General features: G+C 43.3%; 21 protein-coding genes and 1 tRNA gene. 21 read left to right on the top strand and 1 reads right to left on the bottom strand.

Features of this window, described 5'->3' with window-relative positions:
• Positions 1 to 11: 11 nt before the first annotated feature.
• Positions 12 to 1,454, bottom strand: coding sequence for a recombinase family protein (locus ACFWMP_RS13810; protein ID WP_379423947.1), 1,443 nt, complete (start codon positions 1,452 to 1,454; stop codon positions 12 to 14).
• Between the two features lie 429 nt (positions 1,455 to 1,883).
• Here ACFWMP_RS13810 and ACFWMP_RS13815 point away from each other — a divergent pair.
• The 21 genes from ACFWMP_RS13815 to ACFWMP_RS13915 all read left to right on the top strand — a co-directional run bounded on the left by ACFWMP_RS13815 (position 1,884) and on the right by ACFWMP_RS13915 (position 18,122).
• Positions 1,884 to 1,955 (top strand) — tRNA-Thr (locus tag ACFWMP_RS13815).
• Positions 1,956 to 2,187: 232 nt separating this feature from the next.
• Positions 2,188 to 2,430, top strand: a complete 243-nt coding sequence (locus tag ACFWMP_RS13820) for a hypothetical protein (RefSeq protein WP_379423948.1) — start codon at positions 2,188 to 2,190, stop codon at positions 2,428 to 2,430.
• Positions 2,431 to 2,480: 50 nt separating this feature from the next.
• A complete protein-coding gene (locus ACFWMP_RS13825; protein WP_379423949.1) occupies positions 2,481 to 2,963 on the top strand; it encodes a hypothetical protein in 483 nt (160 codons plus the stop codon).
• Positions 2,964 to 3,174: 211 nt separating this feature from the next.
• Positions 3,175 to 4,218 (top strand): toll/interleukin-1 receptor domain-containing protein, encoded by a 1,044-nt coding sequence (locus ACFWMP_RS13830; RefSeq protein ID WP_379423950.1) that lies wholly within the window; start codon positions 3,175 to 3,177, stop codon positions 4,216 to 4,218.
• Between the two features lie 548 nt (positions 4,219 to 4,766).
• Positions 4,767 to 5,294 carry a hypothetical protein gene (locus ACFWMP_RS13835; RefSeq protein ID WP_379423951.1) on the top strand — a complete coding sequence of 176 codons (528 nt, stop codon included), beginning with the start codon at positions 4,767 to 4,769 and terminating at the stop codon, positions 5,292 to 5,294.
• Positions 5,272 to 7,122, top strand: coding sequence for a phage terminase large subunit family protein (locus ACFWMP_RS13840; RefSeq protein ID WP_379423952.1), 1,851 nt, complete (start codon positions 5,272 to 5,274; stop codon positions 7,120 to 7,122). Before ACFWMP_RS13835 ends, ACFWMP_RS13840 begins: the two co-directional genes overlap by 23 nt.
• Before the next feature lie 27 nt (positions 7,123 to 7,149).
• Positions 7,150 to 7,389 (top strand): DUF6148 family protein, encoded by a 240-nt coding sequence (locus ACFWMP_RS13845; RefSeq protein WP_379423953.1) that lies wholly within the window; start codon positions 7,150 to 7,152, stop codon positions 7,387 to 7,389.
• Positions 7,386 to 9,011, top strand: coding sequence for a phage portal protein (locus ACFWMP_RS13850; protein WP_379423954.1), 1,626 nt, complete (start codon positions 7,386 to 7,388; stop codon positions 9,009 to 9,011). The genes ACFWMP_RS13845 and ACFWMP_RS13850 overlap by 4 nt, the downstream gene beginning before the upstream one ends.
• Positions 8,989 to 10,080: a head maturation protease, ClpP-related gene (locus ACFWMP_RS13855; protein ID WP_379423955.1), complete on the top strand. Its 1,092-nt coding sequence runs from the start codon at positions 8,989 to 8,991 to the stop codon at positions 10,078 to 10,080. Before ACFWMP_RS13850 ends, ACFWMP_RS13855 begins: the two co-directional genes overlap by 23 nt.
• Positions 10,080 to 10,472 (top strand): head decoration protein, encoded by a 393-nt coding sequence (locus ACFWMP_RS13860; protein WP_379423956.1) that lies wholly within the window; start codon positions 10,080 to 10,082, stop codon positions 10,470 to 10,472. Before ACFWMP_RS13855 ends, ACFWMP_RS13860 begins: the two co-directional genes overlap by 1 nt.
• Positions 10,473 to 10,475: 3 nt before the next feature.
• Positions 10,476 to 11,510 (top strand): major capsid protein, encoded by a 1,035-nt coding sequence (locus tag ACFWMP_RS13865; RefSeq protein WP_379423957.1) that lies wholly within the window; start codon positions 10,476 to 10,478, stop codon positions 11,508 to 11,510.
• Between the two features lie 19 nt (positions 11,511 to 11,529).
• Positions 11,530 to 11,820: a DUF7210 family protein gene (locus ACFWMP_RS13870; RefSeq protein ID WP_379423958.1), complete on the top strand. Its 291-nt coding sequence runs from the start codon at positions 11,530 to 11,532 to the stop codon at positions 11,818 to 11,820.
• Between the two features lie 11 nt (positions 11,821 to 11,831).
• Positions 11,832 to 12,002: a hypothetical protein gene (locus ACFWMP_RS13875; RefSeq protein ID WP_379423959.1), complete on the top strand. Its 171-nt coding sequence runs from the start codon at positions 11,832 to 11,834 to the stop codon at positions 12,000 to 12,002.
• The gene (locus tag ACFWMP_RS13880) at positions 11,989 to 12,309 is read left to right on the top strand and encodes a hypothetical protein (RefSeq protein ID WP_379423960.1); all 321 of its coding nucleotides are present in this window, start codon (positions 11,989 to 11,991) and stop codon (positions 12,307 to 12,309) included. Before ACFWMP_RS13875 ends, ACFWMP_RS13880 begins: the two co-directional genes overlap by 14 nt.
• A 1-nt stretch (position 12,310) precedes the next feature.
• Positions 12,311 to 12,880 (top strand): phage tail protein, encoded by a 570-nt coding sequence (locus ACFWMP_RS13885; protein ID WP_379423961.1) that lies wholly within the window; start codon positions 12,311 to 12,313, stop codon positions 12,878 to 12,880.
• Complete coding sequence (locus tag ACFWMP_RS13890; RefSeq protein ID WP_379423962.1) at positions 12,877 to 13,422, top strand: hypothetical protein; 546 nt, start codon at positions 12,877 to 12,879, stop codon at positions 13,420 to 13,422. The genes ACFWMP_RS13885 and ACFWMP_RS13890 overlap by 4 nt, the downstream gene beginning before the upstream one ends.
• An 18-nt stretch (positions 13,423 to 13,440) precedes the next feature.
• Positions 13,441 to 14,883 (top strand): phage tail sheath family protein, encoded by a 1,443-nt coding sequence (locus ACFWMP_RS13895; protein WP_379423963.1) that lies wholly within the window; start codon positions 13,441 to 13,443, stop codon positions 14,881 to 14,883.
• The gene (locus ACFWMP_RS13900; protein WP_379423964.1) at positions 14,883 to 15,410 is read left to right on the top strand and encodes a phage major tail tube protein; all 528 of its coding nucleotides are present in this window, start codon (positions 14,883 to 14,885) and stop codon (positions 15,408 to 15,410) included. The genes ACFWMP_RS13895 and ACFWMP_RS13900 overlap by 1 nt, the downstream gene beginning before the upstream one ends.
• 35 nt (positions 15,411 to 15,445) lie before the next feature.
• Complete coding sequence (locus ACFWMP_RS13905) at positions 15,446 to 15,790, top strand: phage tail assembly protein (protein WP_379423965.1); 345 nt, start codon at positions 15,446 to 15,448, stop codon at positions 15,788 to 15,790.
• Between the two features lie 120 nt (positions 15,791 to 15,910).
• Complete coding sequence (locus ACFWMP_RS13910) at positions 15,911 to 17,917, top strand: phage tail tape measure protein (RefSeq protein ID WP_379423966.1); 2,007 nt, start codon at positions 15,911 to 15,913, stop codon at positions 17,915 to 17,917.
• A complete protein-coding gene (locus ACFWMP_RS13915; RefSeq protein ID WP_379423967.1) occupies positions 17,910 to 18,122 on the top strand; it encodes a tail protein X in 213 nt (70 codons plus the stop codon). Before ACFWMP_RS13910 ends, ACFWMP_RS13915 begins: the two co-directional genes overlap by 8 nt.
• Positions 18,123 to 18,126 lie beyond the last annotated feature (4 nt).

Here is an 18,126-nt window from a genome sequence, read left to right on the forward strand (position 1 = left end):
TTACTGCGGCATTAAAGGCGAACTTTTATATGGATAGAGGATGAATTAGTTACTTCTACTGTTTGTACGAGTTGTCTAAGAGCGTTTTTCTGTTCACTACGGTTCTTAGATTTTAGGACGTTTTTCATTAATCCTACACGATTAACAAATTCCTTTTCTAAGGCTACTTGTGTATCTTTTTCAACAAATTTTATTTGGTCTTCTAATTTCTGACGTTGATCTTGAATACGATCTCTTGCTACCCTGAAATCTTCTTTATTAATTTCTGCATCTTCAAATAACTCAATCTGTCTCTGCATTTTGATATCTAACTTTTTTAGACTGGCTTTTAAATTAGAAATGTTGATTTCAATTTGAGGCTCGTTTGAGTTAATTTCTTCACTCTTAGCATTAAACTTATCAGCATTCAATAGATGATCGATGACTGTATTTTCAAGCAAATCTCTGTCTATAAAATGATGAAAACATTCCGCTCTCTTCATGTAACTAGAACAAACATAGTGAAAATACTCTTTTCCACTTGGTTTCTTTCTGTAGCGACCAAACATTGGTCGTCCGCAATGAGTACAATTAACAACACCAGTGAGGAGCCACCGCTCATTATCGGCTTGCTTTCCGCTTGTTTTTCTTGCTGTTATTGCTATTTGTAGCCTCTTAAATGTTTCTTTGTCGATTATGGGTTCATGATGGTTTTCAATCACAATCCATTCCTCTTCAGGTCGAATAAGACTCTTTCCGCGAAGTGTATACCCACGATTATAAACAAACATACCAGCGATCGTTTCTCTTCGCATTAGTTTACCTACCGATAGTTGAGTAAAGGACTTTCCATCTTTAGTTTTCACGCCCATATCATTAAGTCTTCTCATGACTCGATGCGCTCCCTCTCCTTGGAGCATCCAATTCACCATTTTACGAACAATTTCAGCCTCTTCCTCATTAATTACAAATCTTGAATCTACAACGTTGTATCCAAAACAAGGACGACTGACAGCTTTATCAGTATTTGTAACAATGGACATTAGGTTTTCACGAACTCGTTCCCTATTTCTTCCTCGTTCAAATTCAGCAAATGCGCCAAGAATTTGTAATACCATCCGGCCTGCTGCGGTTGAGGTGTCAAATCGTTCTCCAGCAGAAGCAAAGCCGCACTGTATTTCATCTAGTTCATCCACTAGGGTGAGAAGATCTTTGAGGTTCCGGCAAAGTCGGTCAATCTTTGTAATCACAACCATATTCAACTCTTTATTTTGAGCCATCTTTAACATTCGGGTTAATGCAGGCCTTTTCATGCTTCCGGCAGAATAACCATCGTCTACAAAGGTTTCGATTTGTCCTTCTAATTCCATTGCATGACAATAAGCTCGGAGTCGTTCTTCTTGCTCATTAAGTGAATTTCCCTTTAGAGCTTGTTCATCAGTACTGACGCGAATATACAATGCAATTTTCTTCATACGGTATACCTACCTTTCACTACTTATGCTAATTAAGGTAACACCGGTACAACCTTATGTAAATATATTGAATATTGGTATATATCATTACCTAGAAAAAATTAGCAAAATAATTCCAAAATAATAACAAGAACTTATCAGTCATTAGGTTTTTGAACTGATATATTTATAGCATAGGAAATCAAGAAAGAGCAGCACCCGACACAAACCAGTACCTGTTTGACGGCGGTAGGTAGCCAAGAGCTTAAACCCTACATAGAGTCGCAAGGGTAACAATGCGGGATAGCTGTTCTTTTTGTTTTCTGTGCTTCATAACGTAAGACCTTCTGAGGGGGCGTTCAGCGTCTTTTCATACAAAGGAAGGTAAACCATCGCCCTATGAGTACAGGCTGTACGAGAGGACTTCGTGCGGTCTGTTAGGGCATCTATGTGGGGTTAGTGTAACGGTAGCACCTCGGCTGGTAACGGTCGAAAGTGGCGGTTCGAATCCGCTTCTCCGCTTAAAAATTTTTGAGGGGTGTACATTGGAGCAACCATTACTAGAAAAGTATGAATGCCTATCCGATGACTGTTATGGATCATTCCTGGTTAACATGGATAAAACAAAGATGAAAGATTTAAAATGCCCTTTCTGCGGGGGCATAACCGAAGCAACAGCACATGAGAATCCTCACGCTAAGGAAAGAGGGCTAGTGTGGGGCTGCTTGTATCCAGATTGAGGAAAGGTGATTTGATGAAGCCTAGACCCATAGATATACGTGAATTTAGAGCGCGTAAAGCTGGCGAGGATACACCAAGAGTAATCATTGAGGAGTTGTCGGCTTCACTAGAGGCGGGGGACGTTGAGCAAGTAGCGTATATCTTTACTAACAGCAAAGGCGAAGCAATGATGTGCTATAGCGATATGAATAAGTTTGAGCTGATCGGCTTGTTGGAGTTTTGGAAACTGCAGCTATTGGAGGATTTGATCGAATAAAGAAGGATTAATTTTCCACATACCGAATTATGTAGTGGGAGGTGAGATATATGGCTTTTGATTTAGGTGGATTTTTTGGCGGTATTATCGGGGTGTTAGGTGCATACGGTGTGGCTATCTATCAAATAAAAAAACAACGAGAAGCAGATAAACCATCAAGTTCTAGGAAGATTTATGAGCTTTGTGAAGAGGTTGAGGAGGTATTAAAAAACGGGTGGTACGAGGTACAGTTACAAAATGCTGATTATAGTGGGTTATTTCGGGATACTTTCAATTTAGGAATGGATCTTAGAAAGAAGATACCATTAGCTATGGAAACTGATTCTCGGATATACAAAATTATCGAGGATATAGTGAAGGAACTAGAAGAACTTGGAGTACAGAATCTTTCTCAGTCAAACAATCAAGTTCAAATGGTTATTTTTAGAGATCAAATTGTAATGTGTGTCGATAATGCGAGTGAAAGGTTAAATATTATCCGGGATCAAGTTCTAGAGGATATAAGAAGACTTGCTAAGTTGAAAAATACATAACCTTGCTTTGTTGCTATCTTCTGCGTGTAGCTTTTTCTATGCTTTGATTCTGAATACTTATTCACCGTATACATACATGATGAATGCTATTGAGGGAGAATACTTCACCAATAGCATTCATATATCCTGGACGTAGTAAGTTAGAAGTTTTTTAGCATTAAAATATGATATAAATAGACAGAAGGTAAATTATTGATGGAGCTGATTACAGTTGACGAAGATATTCATAAGCCATGCGTCCGCGGATTCTATGATGGTAAATGCATTAATGGATTTATTTCAAACACAGTTTAATCTAACGCGCGATAACTTCTTTAATACCTCTGACGAGCAACTTACCCCAGGAGGGAATTGGGTTGAGCAAATACGGACAGGTATGCACGAGACTGACTTAGTAATGCCTATAATCACACCTAGTTATTTGGAAAGCGCATTTTGTATTTGTGAGCTTGGCGCGGCATGGGTTAACGCTGCAAACCTTATTCCGTTAATTGTACCGCCGCTTACTTATAAAGCTTTAGACGCGACACCCTATAGAGCGGTGGTGCAGACGATTTCGCTTGATTCAAAAGAAGGACTTACCCGCCTATTTGACGCTTTTACTGAAAGAGGAATTGGAACAGGAACAAATATGACTAGGTTTTTAAAACGTGTTGACGTATTTGGTGAGGATAAGTTAAAGCCGTTTATCGAAGAAATGAAAAAACGAGAAATCGTTACTCCTGCTCTGGTTAAACAATTACGCGCGGAAAAGAAGGCAGCTGAAGAAGCGTATGAAGAAGTGGAGGATGAGCTAACCAAACTTAGAGAGGAGAATACAAAGCTTCGGAGAATGAAGGATGCTGAAGAAGTTAGAGTAATGGACGATGCCAATATGGATGAATGGGAGAGATTCTTGGATTCAGTTCACCAAGTTAAAGAAAATTTGCGACCTTTGAGTAGAGTTACTACGAGCGTCCTTTATTATTCAAACAAAAATACGCCTTTTACTGGAGATCAAGGCGTGAATACCAGTCTTGCTGGTTTAGAAGGGGAGGGGATGGTTTATTGGGACGATGGATGGTACGTAGATGAAAAGCATCCGTTAATCGAAAATGCTCAATCTGCTATTAATTATTTGTCTTTCATAATTTCTAATTCAAAGGAAACTATTGAAGAGAGATTTCTTCGTGAGTATCCAGGAGTTCGCTTTGGGCTTCAATTCTACCCTTGTTGGGATGCTCTCTTTGCGGTCAATATTATGGTTGCTGAATAAGTGGATTTTCATAGCATACTTCATTTATTTAGATCACTTAAATTTGTTTTATCTACGGCACCAGCATATAAGCTTTAATTATCAGAATGTGAATATCTACTGATGAAAGGCCGCGTAATAGCGGCTTTTTTTGCGTAAGCTAACATCTTCTAATTTCGCAAAACATCTTTGGGTTAGAAGAGCCCCCAGTTCACACAGGTTAATTACTATATTTAATTTATGGAAAACGAAATAGTAGCAGTCTAGGATTTTGCTTTGATATCCATCTGCTGCTTGTTTATATTATTGGTCTGACTAATAAATAAAATTGGGAGTGGGAAAATTTGCTGAAATCAAGCGTGTTCTAGCACTTGGGTCCTCCTAAGACTGAAAAAATAAATGCGGGTGCTGGCGAGCCCGAAATCCATTCAGTTTTATATTTGAAAATTTACTTCCGTTTCCGCTTTTTAGGAGTCTGTGCTCCTCTTGGTTGGATTTTACTTCATTATATGATCTGTGATTAGGGTCTGAATTATATTGCCTCAAAACGGAAGCTAGGGGGTTCTACGATGGCGGAAGCCAAAAAGGGAAAAGCAGGTTTAACAGAAGTAGAAGTTTCAACGAGCGATTTGGCCGCCATCGTGGGTAAAACCTCTCGATGGATCAGGCAATTAACCACTGAAAAAGTCCTGAAACAATCTGGACGGGGGAAATATATTCTCGCTGAAGCGGTTCAAGCGTATATCTTACACATTTCTGGTGGGGCTAAAGACGATGGCAAGCCCACATATACCGATCATAAGACTGAGCATGAACGAATAAAGGCAGAAAAAGCTGCGCTGGAGCTGGAAGAAATGAAAGGAAACCTTCATGCAGCTTCTGATGTAAGCCGACTACTGTCTGATTTGATCCTAACAACAAAGTCCCGAGTGCTTGGAGTACCAAGTAGAATTGCGACTGAGTGTGATAAAGAGCCTGCTGATGTTGTTGAGTCAGTTGTCCGCCGAGAGATTGAAACTGCACTGTCTGCTTTGGCAAAATATACCCCGGATCAGATTGGGGGCGATGTAAACAATGGTAGCCCAAAAGACAGTTGAGTTATTTTCAGAGGCAAATAAGCAGTGGGAGCCTAAGAAGCGATTAAGTGTTTCGGAGTGGGCAGACCATAACCGTGTCTTGACTACAGAAAGTAGTGCGGAGGCTGGGCCTTGGCGTACATCCAGAGCTGAATTCCAGCGGGAAATGATGGACTCTGTAGAGAAGTGGGAAGAAGTCGTGTGTATGTGTTCGGCTCAGGTGGGAAAGACGGAATTCCTGCTTAATGTAACGGGCTCATATATTGACCAAGAGCCGTGTCCGATCATGCATGTTCTGCCAAATGAGGATCTGATCCAAGCTTATTCTAAAAAGCGTCTCACTCCTATGATAAACAATAGCGAAGTGCTTTTGAAGAAAGTAGGCGTTTCAAAGACACGCGATAGCAATAATACGATAGAGGAAAAATCATTCCCTGGCGGATACGTGACAATTGTAGGGGCTAATGCCCCATCTGGATTGTCATCTAGACCAGTGCAAATCGTATTGTGTGACGAGGTGGATAGGTTCCCTGTTTCTGCAGGCAAAGAGGGAGATCCAATCGCGCTTGCAACAGCACGAACAAAGACATTTCGACACAAAAGGCGGCATCTTTTTGTATCAACTCCAGTGGATAAAGAAACATCTCGGATTAATCAGCTTTATGAGGATAGCACGATGGAACAATGGTGCCTTCCTTGTCCACATTGTGAGGAGTTGCAACCTCTAAGATTTAAAGGTGGTATTGTCTATGATCACTACATCTCTGAAAGTGGTGAAGTCGTAGTCACTAAGGCCGAACATCGCTGTGTGTATTGCGGGATGCTTGGATCAGAAAAGGAATGGAAGCGTGGAGAAGGAGCTTGGATAGCTCGAAAAGAGCATTCAATTCGCCGCGGCTTTCACATCAATCAGCTTTCCAGCCCGTGGTCAGATTGGCGCGAGGTTGCGAAAGCTTTTTTGGTTGCCAAGCGCGATGGTGTCGATAAGTTGAAGGTATTTATCAATACAGTTTTAGGCGAACCGTGGGAGACCAAACAAAAGGGCGCCAATGAAAAGACACTGGCAGCTCGTCGTGAGACATATTCCTACGATGTTCCAGCAGCTGTAAAGGTCATTACCGCAGCGATAGATACGCAGGATGATCGGTTTGAAATTGAAATTAAAGGCTGGGGTGCTGGTAAAGAGTCTTGGGGCATTGAGTATCATCGGATTTACGGAAACCTCGACGAAACGAAAATATGGAGGGAGCTGGACGAATTTCTTTGTCGCTCATGGCTGGGGGAGAACGGAAGGGAATACAGGATCATTGGGGCCTGTATGGACTCTGGGGGTCACTACACTAAAGAGGTTTACGAGTTCACTCGTAGCAGAAACTACCGCCATATATACGCCATAAAAGGGCAAGGTATTAATCCGAAAACAGCCCAACAAGTTCCTTTCATCCATAAGAAGTCAAAAACACAACTGGAAGGTGCGGTGCTGTGGGTCCTCGGTGTTGACGATGGCAAGGTCAAAGTATTCGACAGTATTAATGTGAAAGAGCCAGGTCCTCTTTACTGCCACTTCCCGCATGAGGATAAAGGATACACTGAGGAATATTTCCTCGGGCTTACTGCAGAAGCTCCTGTATACCAAACTATCGGCGGCATCAAGTACAAAACTTGGAAGAAGATCAGGGATCGAAACGAACCTTTTGACCTAGCTGTATACAATCGAGCCGTTATAGAAATTCTTCGTCCAAATCTTTCACTTCCGATTGAACGTCAACCCAATGGGCCAAAGGTATCCCCCGGAGGGGTAGTGGCGGGTAAAAAGCGGCGGAAGCAAGGAGTTTCAAGTAGTATATAGACTGCATGAGAGGAGGTGAAAAAGGAAATGCCATTGTACAAACTTGAGATTGCACAAGCACATCTTGATTCTTGGCTCGCAGCAGAACTCGCTCTATCAACTGGACAGTCGTACAGCATCGGGACGCGCTCTTTGACCCGAGTGAATCTGCCAGATGTAATGACTCAAATTAAATATTGGCAGAAGCAGGTTGATGACTGTAATAGATCGTCAGCAGGCTTGAGAGCTCGTAGCAGAGTTCGGAGGTATGTTCCGACTGATCTATGAGTTGGTGGGGCAGAGTAGTTGAAGCAGTAGCCCCGGAGTACGCTGTGAAACGTGAGAAGGCCCGTACTGATATTGTCCGACAACGGGCAGTGCAAGAGGTGTTGAATCAAGGTTATGGAGATCATGGCGCAAGTCGGCGTAAAAAGGCGTTAACCGCTTGGAATCCTGTTGCTGGTGATGCAGAAGAAGATATCCATGAGAATCTAGATGCCCTCCGATCACGCGCCCGTGATCTTTACATGGGTGGCTCGCTTGCGAATGGTGCAATTAAAACGATGAGAACAAGTATAATCGGTACGGGGCTTCGGGTTAAACCATCCTTCGATGCCGATTTTTTGCGTCTATCTGATTGTCAAGCCCGCCAACTTCGACGACAGATCGAGAGAGAGTTTGCGCTGTGGGCAGATTCAAAGAATTGTGACGCCTCGGGGCTGCATAATTTTTACGAGTTACAACAGTTAGCGTTCCTATCTTGGATGATGTCGGGAGATGCATTTGTTCTATTGCCATTGATGCCACGGAAGCATGCGGTTTACGACCTCCGTATTCGTTTGATTGAGGCTGACCGTTGTAGTAATCCGTTGGGCGAGGGACTAAACGATAGGATCAGTAGTGGGGTTGAGGTGGATAGTCAAGGGATGGTGGTTGCTTATCATTTTTCAGACAAGCACCCAGGATCTGCGAGGCTGGTATCCACAAAATGGACACGTGTTGAAGTGCGAGGAACCGAAAGCGGGAGACAGAACCTTCTTCACTTAATGGAGGCTGAGCGACCGGAACAACGGCGGGGTGTCCCTTTATTAGCGCCTGTCATTGAATCACTGAAACAGTTGGACCGTTATACTGAGGCTGAGCTAATGGCTGCAGTGATTAGTGGTATGTTCACCGTGTTCATTGAGACCCCAGAACCAGATGAAACGGACAAGTTTGGATTAGGTAATGAGGATGCAGTGGACAATACAACAGGAGAACCGTTACTAAATTCAGATAACGGGGATCTTCGTCTTGGAGCTGGAGCTGTTCAGTTTTTAGAGCCGGGAGAAAAAGCAAGCATCGCAAATCCAGGGCGTCCTAATGCTGGGTTTGACCCATTCGTCACAGCGATACTGAGGCAGGTAGGGGCGTCACTTGAAATCCCCTATGAATTACTATTGAAACATTTCACCTCATCCTATTCAGCATCCAGAGCGGCGCTGCTTGAAGCTTGGAAAATGTTTCGCATGCGGAGGGCGTGGATGTCGGCAGATTTTTGTCAGCCGATCTATGAGGAATGGTTTGCAGAGGCGGTTATTAAAGGTCGTATAGATGCGCCGGGAATTTTCGACGATCCATTGCTGTTCAAAGCTTATACAAAGGCGGAATGGAATGGACCTTCTCAGGGTCAACTGGATCCAGTCAAAGAAGTGAATGCTGCAGTTACTAGGATAAATGAGAAACTGAGCACTCGACAACGTGAAGCTGCGGAGTTGACGGGTACTGAATATGAAAGCAATGTTCGCCAACTCGCCTATGAAGAAAAAATACTTGTTGAATACGGGCTGACGAGTTCCGCCCCTGTAACTGTAGCGAAATCCTCTCCGAAGGGGGGTGATGAAGAAAATGACGAAGAAGATCAAACTTAATGGTCCTGTTGTAAGCGGCGGGAACTCATGGATTTACGATTGGCTAGGCATGGAAACAATTTCGCCAAAACGAGTTATAAGCGAGCTTGAAAAGGCTGGTGGCGATGATGTTGAGTTGTATATCAATAGTGGCGGTGGATCTGTTTTTGCAGGGAGTGAAATTTACACAGCATTAAAGGAATATAGAGGGAAAATTAAATCTAAAGTTACTGGGGTTGCAGCTTCGGCGGCAACTTTTTTTGTTCTTGCTTCTGACGAAGTTTATGTTTCTCCACTAGGACAACTGATGATTCATAATGCTGCAACTGGGACAGATGGAGATAAAATAGCCCACGCTTCTAATTTAGAATTGTTGGAAGGCGTAGACAAAGCTATTGCTAAAGTCTACAAATCAAAAACGAAACTCGCAGACAACGAAATACTAGACTTAATGCAAAAAACAACGTGGATGAATGCTGAAAAAGCTGTCCAGTTAGGTTTTGCGAACGGGGTTTTATTTGATGAAGAAGTAGATGCCAGTAATAGTTTTAGTTTAGGAAGCGAACTTCCGCAAGAAGTAATCGACAAACTCAAAAATGAGTTACTGAATAGCGTTCTTAAAAATGGGTCGGTTTACGACGCTCAAGCCAATATTGAGCCCCTCAATCAAGTTATACAGACAAATGAAAGGAATGATAAACCGATGAAATTAGAAGATTTGAAGGCGCAGTATCCTGATCTTTACAACGAGGTTGTGAATGCTGGGAAAACGGAAGGCGTTGCAGCTGAACGTCAGCGCATTAGCGACCTTAATGCTTTAGCCGGAGCTCCTGGAGCTGCGGAGATTGTGGCGAATGCAATCAAAGAAGGAGGCACAGCAGCATCTGCCGCTATCGAGATTGTAAAGGCATCCACTGAAAGACTGTCTGTAGAGGGGCAGCGACGAGCGACAGACTCGACTAACAGTAACGCAGCTTCCGTGCCTGCTGATGAAGCACCAGGTGATAAACCTAATCCTCAAGCTGCTTACGATGCTGAAGCTGCAGCGTTGGCAGAAGAAATGAAAAACATGAGAGGGGGAAAACGATAATGCCTGCATACGATAGCATTCCTTATGATAATTTGATTGCCGGAATGGTCGAAAAGTTTGTTACTCAGTCCGTCATTATCGAACAAGCGGCTGGCGCTATATACACACGCGGCACAGTTCTGGCCCGGACGGGGTTTGCAACAGACGGTACATGGATTTGCAAGATTGTTAATTCCGCAGCTACGCCAGCATCAGAAAAAGTTCCTGTCGCTGTCCTTTCTGATGTTGAGGTTGATGCCACTATTACTCAACAGAGAGCCACTGCTTATACTTCAGGAGAATTCAACCGCAACGCACTCAAGTTCGGCGGGGCTGACACTATCACAACACATGAGGCAGCTCTGAATAATACAAAGCTTTACACAAAACGAGTTGTAAGAACGGGGGAATAGTCAATGGCAGTCAAAGATATGTACGCAATTCCGACTTTACTCAAGGTAGTCGGACAGATACCATCTCCAGTTACTTATATCCTGGACACATTTTTCGAGGAAGGTGAAGCTTTCGATACGGAATGGGTAGAGATTCAAACTTTGAAGGGTAATAAGCCGATTGCTCCTTATGTGTCGGAGTTGCAGCCTGGTAAAGTAATCCTTCGCACCGGATTTACAGCCAAACAATACAAGCCAGCATTGATTAAACCTGCACGGCCGATAACTTCTATCGATCTCAAGGTTCGTACGGCTGGGGAGTCTCTGATCGCTCCAGAGAAGCCCGATGTGCGTGCACGTAAGTTACTTGCCAAGGATCTCATTGAGCTCAAGGACACTATTGTTCGCCGCAAAATCCAGCAAGCAGCAGAATTAATGTTCACGGGAAAAGTGACTCAGGTCGGTGAGGGAGTAAGTCAAGTAATTGACTACGATTTTGATAATGTAATTACTCTTTCCGGTACTGATCTGTTTAGCAATCCTGCATCTGACCCTATCGCATTCTTTGCTGGTGTGCGGCAAGATATTTTCCTTGCCAATGCACCTACCCCTGACGTTATTTTAGGCGATTACGCCGCTGCTACCGCCCTCATGAGACACCCGAAAATCCTGGAACTGGCAAAGAATGATGGTGTTGATGTTGGGGTTATTGATACAACTTTGTTACCTAACGGGGTTACATTTCACGGGCGTCTTCGGGACATTGGAATGGATGTATACAGTTACACGGGCCAATATACAAACGATAATGGAGAGTCTGTGCCATTTGTTCCAACTGGCACAATGGCTGTGCTGTCTTCCCGTGAAAAGTTCACCTTCAGCTATGGGGCCAATATTATTATGAATCCAAAGACTGAAGAGTTTGAGCTTGTTACGGCCGAAATTACACCTCAATCTTGGGTTACAGTTGAACCAGCCCAGCGCTGGTTGCAATTGTTATCTCGTCCACTACCAGTACCGCCAAACGTAGCGGGTTGGGTTGTTGCAAAAGTAATTTAATTTAAAGGGGGATAAATGAATGCCATATAAAACATTAGGCCGCGTGTATCACAATGGTAAGAAATACGGAGTCGGTGAAGAAATTCAGGATCTGCGAGAAAGCGAGGCTGAAAGGCTTCTTAGCTTGGGAGTAATTGAAGGAGAGGACGATCATAGCGAAGAAGAGGTTTACCTTACTCCTGAGGAATTCAAAGCCATCAAAGATGATGCCAAAAGGATTGGATACTTGGAGCATATCGGCTTAACTCCTGCCGAAACAGCTGCTGATCAATTGAAGCAGTATAAGGGCTGGTACGACCCAAGCAGATAAGGAGGCTGTACATGAAGTATAGCGTTATTCGCGGATACGCAGAAGTTGAAGGAGCCCTCCATCAGAAGGGTTCTTCATTTGATGCCGAACCGGAAACCGTCAAAGAGGAGCTGCGAAAAGGTATCATTGTCGCAGTAGAACCAGTACCTGAGAAAAAGAAAAGGCAACATGATGAACTTTAAGGAGCAGGCCGCACTAGATATCTCCCATGTCTTTTTTAATCGGGAGGAGTTTAGCGACGATGTGATTATTGATGATCATGATTGCACTGTTCAAATCGATAGTGAGCGTCTAATAAAACGGGCTAACGATGAGTATGGCGGCATTACGACTGGCTTAGTTCTCTACTTTATTCCGGTTGCTAAGTACCCTGGAATTCCGAAGGTGGGTAACACGCAGATTTTTAACAAAAAGCTTCACTATATCGACTCAGTTTCTGATAATGACGGAGTTTATGAGATCCTGATCAATCAAAACCGAGGTGAGTAGTTTGAGCAATAGGATAACAATTGATACTTCAGCACTGAACAGGGTCATGAGAGGGATGCGGGGCTTCGAAAGTGAAGTTCCCGCAGCCGTATTAAGTGCCTTGAATCGAACAATAGATCACGTCTTTACTAAATCAGCTCAAGAGGTAACTAAGCGTTACAACATAAAGAATAAAGAAGTAAAAGAAACGATGTACAAGCAAAGGGCTTCTCTTGGAAGGATTAATGCTTTTGTGCGGTTTCGGGGTAAGAGGTTCACGCTCGGGCGCTTTCTTCCTGGTGGACTAAACTCAACTTCCAAGGTTGCAAAGGTGAAAATTAAAAAATCTGCTGGATATCAACGAGTAGGCGGCGAGCCTAAAGCGTTTGTCCAAAAGGTCACTGGCAGAGCTCAGGTTATGCGTCGAGAAGGGCGGAGAAGATATCCCGTCGATGTAATGCGAACGATAGCAACGGCTCAAATGGTCGAAAACGAGGATGTTCAAGCTTCTATCCAGACCGCAGCGGCGACAATGTTGTCCCGCCGGATGGAGCATGAGATTGAGCGAAGACTTAGGAGGACCATACGATGATTGATAACACCATTTTGGAGGCGATTCAGGAGTTTTTGCGGACTCATGTCAGTATAAAAATCAAACTCATGGTGCCGAACGAAGATGATGTTAGTAAATATGATCTCATACACCCAAATGTATTTATTGGATGGATACCGCCGCCGAATCAACTGGAGGATGTGGCCTTACAGATACCGGATGGAGTAAAAACTGCAATCCCAGCGATAGTAGTCGGCATGGATGATGGAGATGATGACGGCAATGATGCAGGTCTCAACATCAGGTTATCTTTCGTGGTCTATAATCCGGGACTGTACCCAGAGCCGGGAGTGATTATCCCGAATTTCAAGGGATATCAAGACCTGCTGAACCTAATTACGATTTGCCGTATGGAGTTGTCAGCAAATTACCTTATTGAAGGCGGTAAATCAGCGGCTCAGAAGCCTTTTCGGTGGGGGATGTACTTGCAACAACCAGTAGGATATTGGGTGGGGTGGATGACGTTCAGGGCGGCTTCAGTGAGCTTGCCATATATGATGCCGCCGAACTATTTAGATTAACGAAGGGGTGTGAAATATTTGGTATATAAACACGGTGTATTTGGTTCAATAGAGCCGAGTACAGACACTTTACCACCTGCAGGAGTTGGAACATTGCCAGTCTATATCGGCACTGCTCCAGTACAACAACTGGCTAATCCTGCAGCAGCAGTCAATGTGCCAATTGTGATAAACAATTTTGATGATGCCGCTGCGAAGATAGGTTACTCCGATGATTGGAAAACATTTACACTATGCGAGGTTGTATACGCGCATTTTAAAAACAAAGTCCAGCCTATCGGTCCAATTATTGTAATCAATATCATGGACCCGACTGTACATTCTAGCGTGGGAACAAGTTCTGTCGCTATCACTAATGGTGTTGGTTATATCACTGACCAGGCGATACTTAGCACCATCGCTATAACTGGGAAAGTGAAGGGAACAGACTATAAGGCTGAGTATTTGCCTGATGGAAGGGTCAAGCTTACCTCATTAACCGGACAAACCTTAGTTAATCCAACCTCTGCGACTTACAATAAGATGGATGCGACAGTAGTAACTGATGCTGACATTATTGGAGGTAACTTAGGCGGTATCAGAACGGGTATCGCAGTCGCAGACTTGATCTATCAGACTCTAAACCAAGTGCCGACGATCCTCGCCGCTCCAGGTTGGTCACATCATAAGCTTATAAAAGAGGCATTAATTACACGTGCGCATAAGATTAATGGTCACTGGGACGCAGTTGTTTTGGCTGATTTGAACGTTGACTCTACCGCTGATACAATCACGGAAGCAATTGCATGGAAATCTACAAATGATTACTCAGATGTACCATTAAAAGTAGGCTGGCCCAAAGCGGAGGTTTCTGGTCACCAATTCTGGGCATCTACAATCATGGGTGTGCGGATGCAACAGACAGATTACGCTAATGACAATGTGCCTTATGAGTCGCCATCTAATAAACGTGTTGATATAACATCCACCGTACTCGGTAGTGGCGCGAAAATCCAATTTGATGAGGTTCAAGCTAACGAGCTCAATGCAAAAGGTATTACAACCTTTAACTTCAGAGATGGTATGTGGGTACTCTGGGGGCCGCACAATGCCAATTACGAATATGGAACAGATATTGATCCTGAAAATGTATTTGATTCCTCTATTCGAATGCTGAGATACCTTACGAACTCGTTCCAGAGCCGTTATGGTAAAGATGTTGATGACCCTCTTAATCGCAGCAAGGTGGATACGATCCTTAACGACTGTGGCGTGTGGCTCAGCGGATTAATTGCAGATGGCAAACTGCTTTCAGCTTCAATCAGTTTTAATGAGACTAGCAACCCTACCAGTTCCATCGTGGAAGGGGATTTTGTATTCGATATCTTGACTACTACTACTCCGGTTGCTAAGTCGCTGACGTTTAAGGTGCGGTATACTACTGCTGGACTGTCCGCGTTATTCGGTGGGGGTGAAAGCTGATGAAATTTTCAAACAAAACTGTTGATTACAGGCTCAAGGCATCTAATGGTGCTGGAGTCCTTGAATTAATTGATGATAGCTCCGATTTGCAACTGCCGAGCATTGAAAAATTAACTGATACCCTTAAAGGCGCGGGTATCATGGGGGAAATTGACTTTCCATCTTTCGGGCAGATTGGCTCTATGACTTTTACAATAAATAACAAAGCTGACAACCCTCAATACGCAATGCTCTCACGTCCCGGTTTGATTAAATTTGAAGTGGTAAGCGTTGTTGATGTTTTCGATGTGAACAACTCGAAAATTGGCATACGGCAAGAGAAAGTGTTTATGTCAGGACTTAGCAAAAAATACGACATGGGTAAGCGCGAAGCAAATGCTGGAGCAGATGGATCAAGTGAATTTGAGATAACCTATTTGCGCAAAGTCGTTGACGGAAAAGAAGTTCTACTGATCGATAAACTTTATTCCAAATATGTCATAAATGGTATCGACTATATGTCTGAGATTCGAACAGCTCTCCAATAGGAGGGCTGTTTTTCACATTATGAGGAGGGTATATAATGCCAAAATTTCAACTAAGTAAGCCTATTAATATTAATGGTGAGACAGTAACAGAGTTGTCCTACAATTTGGAGGATATGACAGCACAAGACAAAGCTAATGCTACTAAAGCCTATAAAAAAGCGGGAAATATGGTCATGGTTCAAGAATTAGATTCTGACTATCACCTGTACTTATTCTCTGCAGCAGTAAAGAAAGTAGATTCATCCATTGAAGCTGAGGACGTTCTACGGATGAGTGCTAGAGATTCAGTGAAAGCGGAGGCGCTGGTGCGGGATTTTTTCTTCATAATTTCGGAGGAATCATCAGCGATGAATACCTCACAGGATGCATTACTCAATTAGTTTATAACCATTTCGCCACGCGTTCGGAATGCTTTGAAATGAGCATCCCGGACTTATTTGAGTTTTACGAATCATTAGCCGACGAAGCAGAACGATAACGAAAGGAGGCAGAGCGAGCACATGGCAAGTAGACGCGAACTAGAGACTATTATCCGTTTAGCGGGGAACCTAGATCCTTCACTACGTAGAGCGTTGCTAGACGCACAACGGCGTATGGGAGACGTAGGGAACACATCAAGTAAAATGAGTAACCTGATAAGTAAGTCTTTCAAACTGGCGACGACAGCAGCCGTCACAGGTGCAGCTGCTATAGGAGCCGGACTATTATACATCGCCAAACAGGGGCTTGATCTTGCCTCTGATCTAACTGAAGTCCAAAACGTTGTAGATGTTACTTTCGGAGAAAGTTCTACACAGATCGATGCATGGGCAAAAAGTGCATTGTCTGCGTATGGACTAAGCGAATTGTCTGCCAAACAATACAGTAGTACTTTAGGTGCGTTGATGAAAAGTTCCGGCGTATCGAGTAAAAGTCTTGTTACTATGTCTGAGAATCTAACTGCACTCTCTGGTGACTTTGCATCATTTTACAACCTTGATCCTGCGGCGGCTTTCGAGAAGATTAAGTCGGGGATATCTGGAGAAACCGAACCACTGAAGGCGCTAGGTATAAATATGAGTGTGGCTAATCTGGAAGCTTTCGCACTATCAAAAGGCATAAAGGCAGCTTTCTCAGATATGAGTCAAGCTGATCAAGTCATGCTGCGGTATAACTACCTTCTAGAAAGAAGCGCGGATGCTCAAGGAGACTTTACACGGACGCAGGATAACCTTGCTAACCAACAAAGATTAGCGAAAGAAAGTTTTAAACAGCTATCAGGAACGATTATGAGCGCAGCTATACCAGCAATGACAACCATTTATAAAAAGGCAAATGAGCTTATCTCAACCTTTATGAATAGTCCAGATAAGATCCAAAAATTGCAAAATGCAATATCAAATGTTGCAGATAAAACTGTTGAACTTATACCGATTATGATCGGGTATGTAAAAGACTTTGGTGACATTATTGGTGTTGTTTACAACAAGGCAGTAGAAATCTATCAGTATATATCAAGTAACTGGTCAACGCTCGCTCCTATCATATATGGCATTGTTGGAGCAATGGCGGCATGGAAATTGGCGATGGGTACAATAACTGCCTATAATGCTGTGGTTAAAACAGGGACCTTATTAATAAACGGGCTTAAGGTGGCGTATGACCTGCTCCGTCCATCAAAAATAAAAGATGCAGCGATCACGTTATATCTCAAAGGGCTTTATGCTAAAGACACGATTGTAAGAGCTGCGAATACAGCTGCAACCTGGGCAATGGTAGCTGCAGGAACAACGTGGAACATTATTGCCGGGATTGGCGCGGCAGTCACAACAGCGTTTGGAGCAGCTATTGCGTTTCTTACATCGCCAATTGGGTTGGTGATACTGGCAGTCGCAGCTATAGGAGCAGCCTTATATCTTCTGTGGAAAAACTGGGATCAGGTATGGGCTTGGATTGTTGATATGTGGCAGAACTATATCCAGCCTGTATTCCAAAGCATAGGCGAATGGTTTACTGCTCAATGGACAAGTATGGTTGATGGTTTAAAAACTGCATGGTCAGGGGTAAGTTCATGGTTTAGTGGTTTATGGGATGGAATAAAAGGAACATTTAATGGATTTTTAAATGGTGCTATTGATGGGATCAATAAATTAATCGGGGGCATAAATAAAATTCATTTCAAGCTACCTAAATGGGCGGGTGGAGAAGAATTTGGTATTAATATTCCCACAATACCTACATTTGCAAAGGGCGGCTTTACTAATCAACCCTCCATATTTGGTGAAGCTGGACCAGAAGCAGCAATTCCTCTGAAACGCACTCCGCGAAGTTTGAGTTTGTTGAATAAAACAGCAGCAGCTTTAGGAGTGAGTGGAGGTAGCGGAGGTAGTCCGCAGTTTATTTTCTCGCCAGTGATATCTGGAGGGGATACAGCGGGAGTGATGACAACACTAAAATCTGCAGCAGATGATTTCTTTGAACAGGCAGATCGTTGGTGGGAGTCGAAGAGGAGGGAAAGTTTTGGCTAATGGGTTTATTTATGAAACCATGGCTGGCGATACTTTTGATAGTATTTCACTAGATTTTTATGACGATGAACATTACTCCTCGGAGATCATTCAGGCCAACCTCAAATATCGGAAAACAATCATCTTCTCGGGTGGGGAGAGCCTTTTGATTCCAATAATTGAGGATAAAACTGTATCATCTTTACCGCCATGGAAACAGGGGTGAGTAA

This window comes from Paenibacillus sp. NPDC058367 (assembly GCF_042723305.1).
Taxonomy (GTDB): Bacteria; Bacillota; Bacilli; order Paenibacillales; family Paenibacillaceae; genus Paenibacillus_AQ.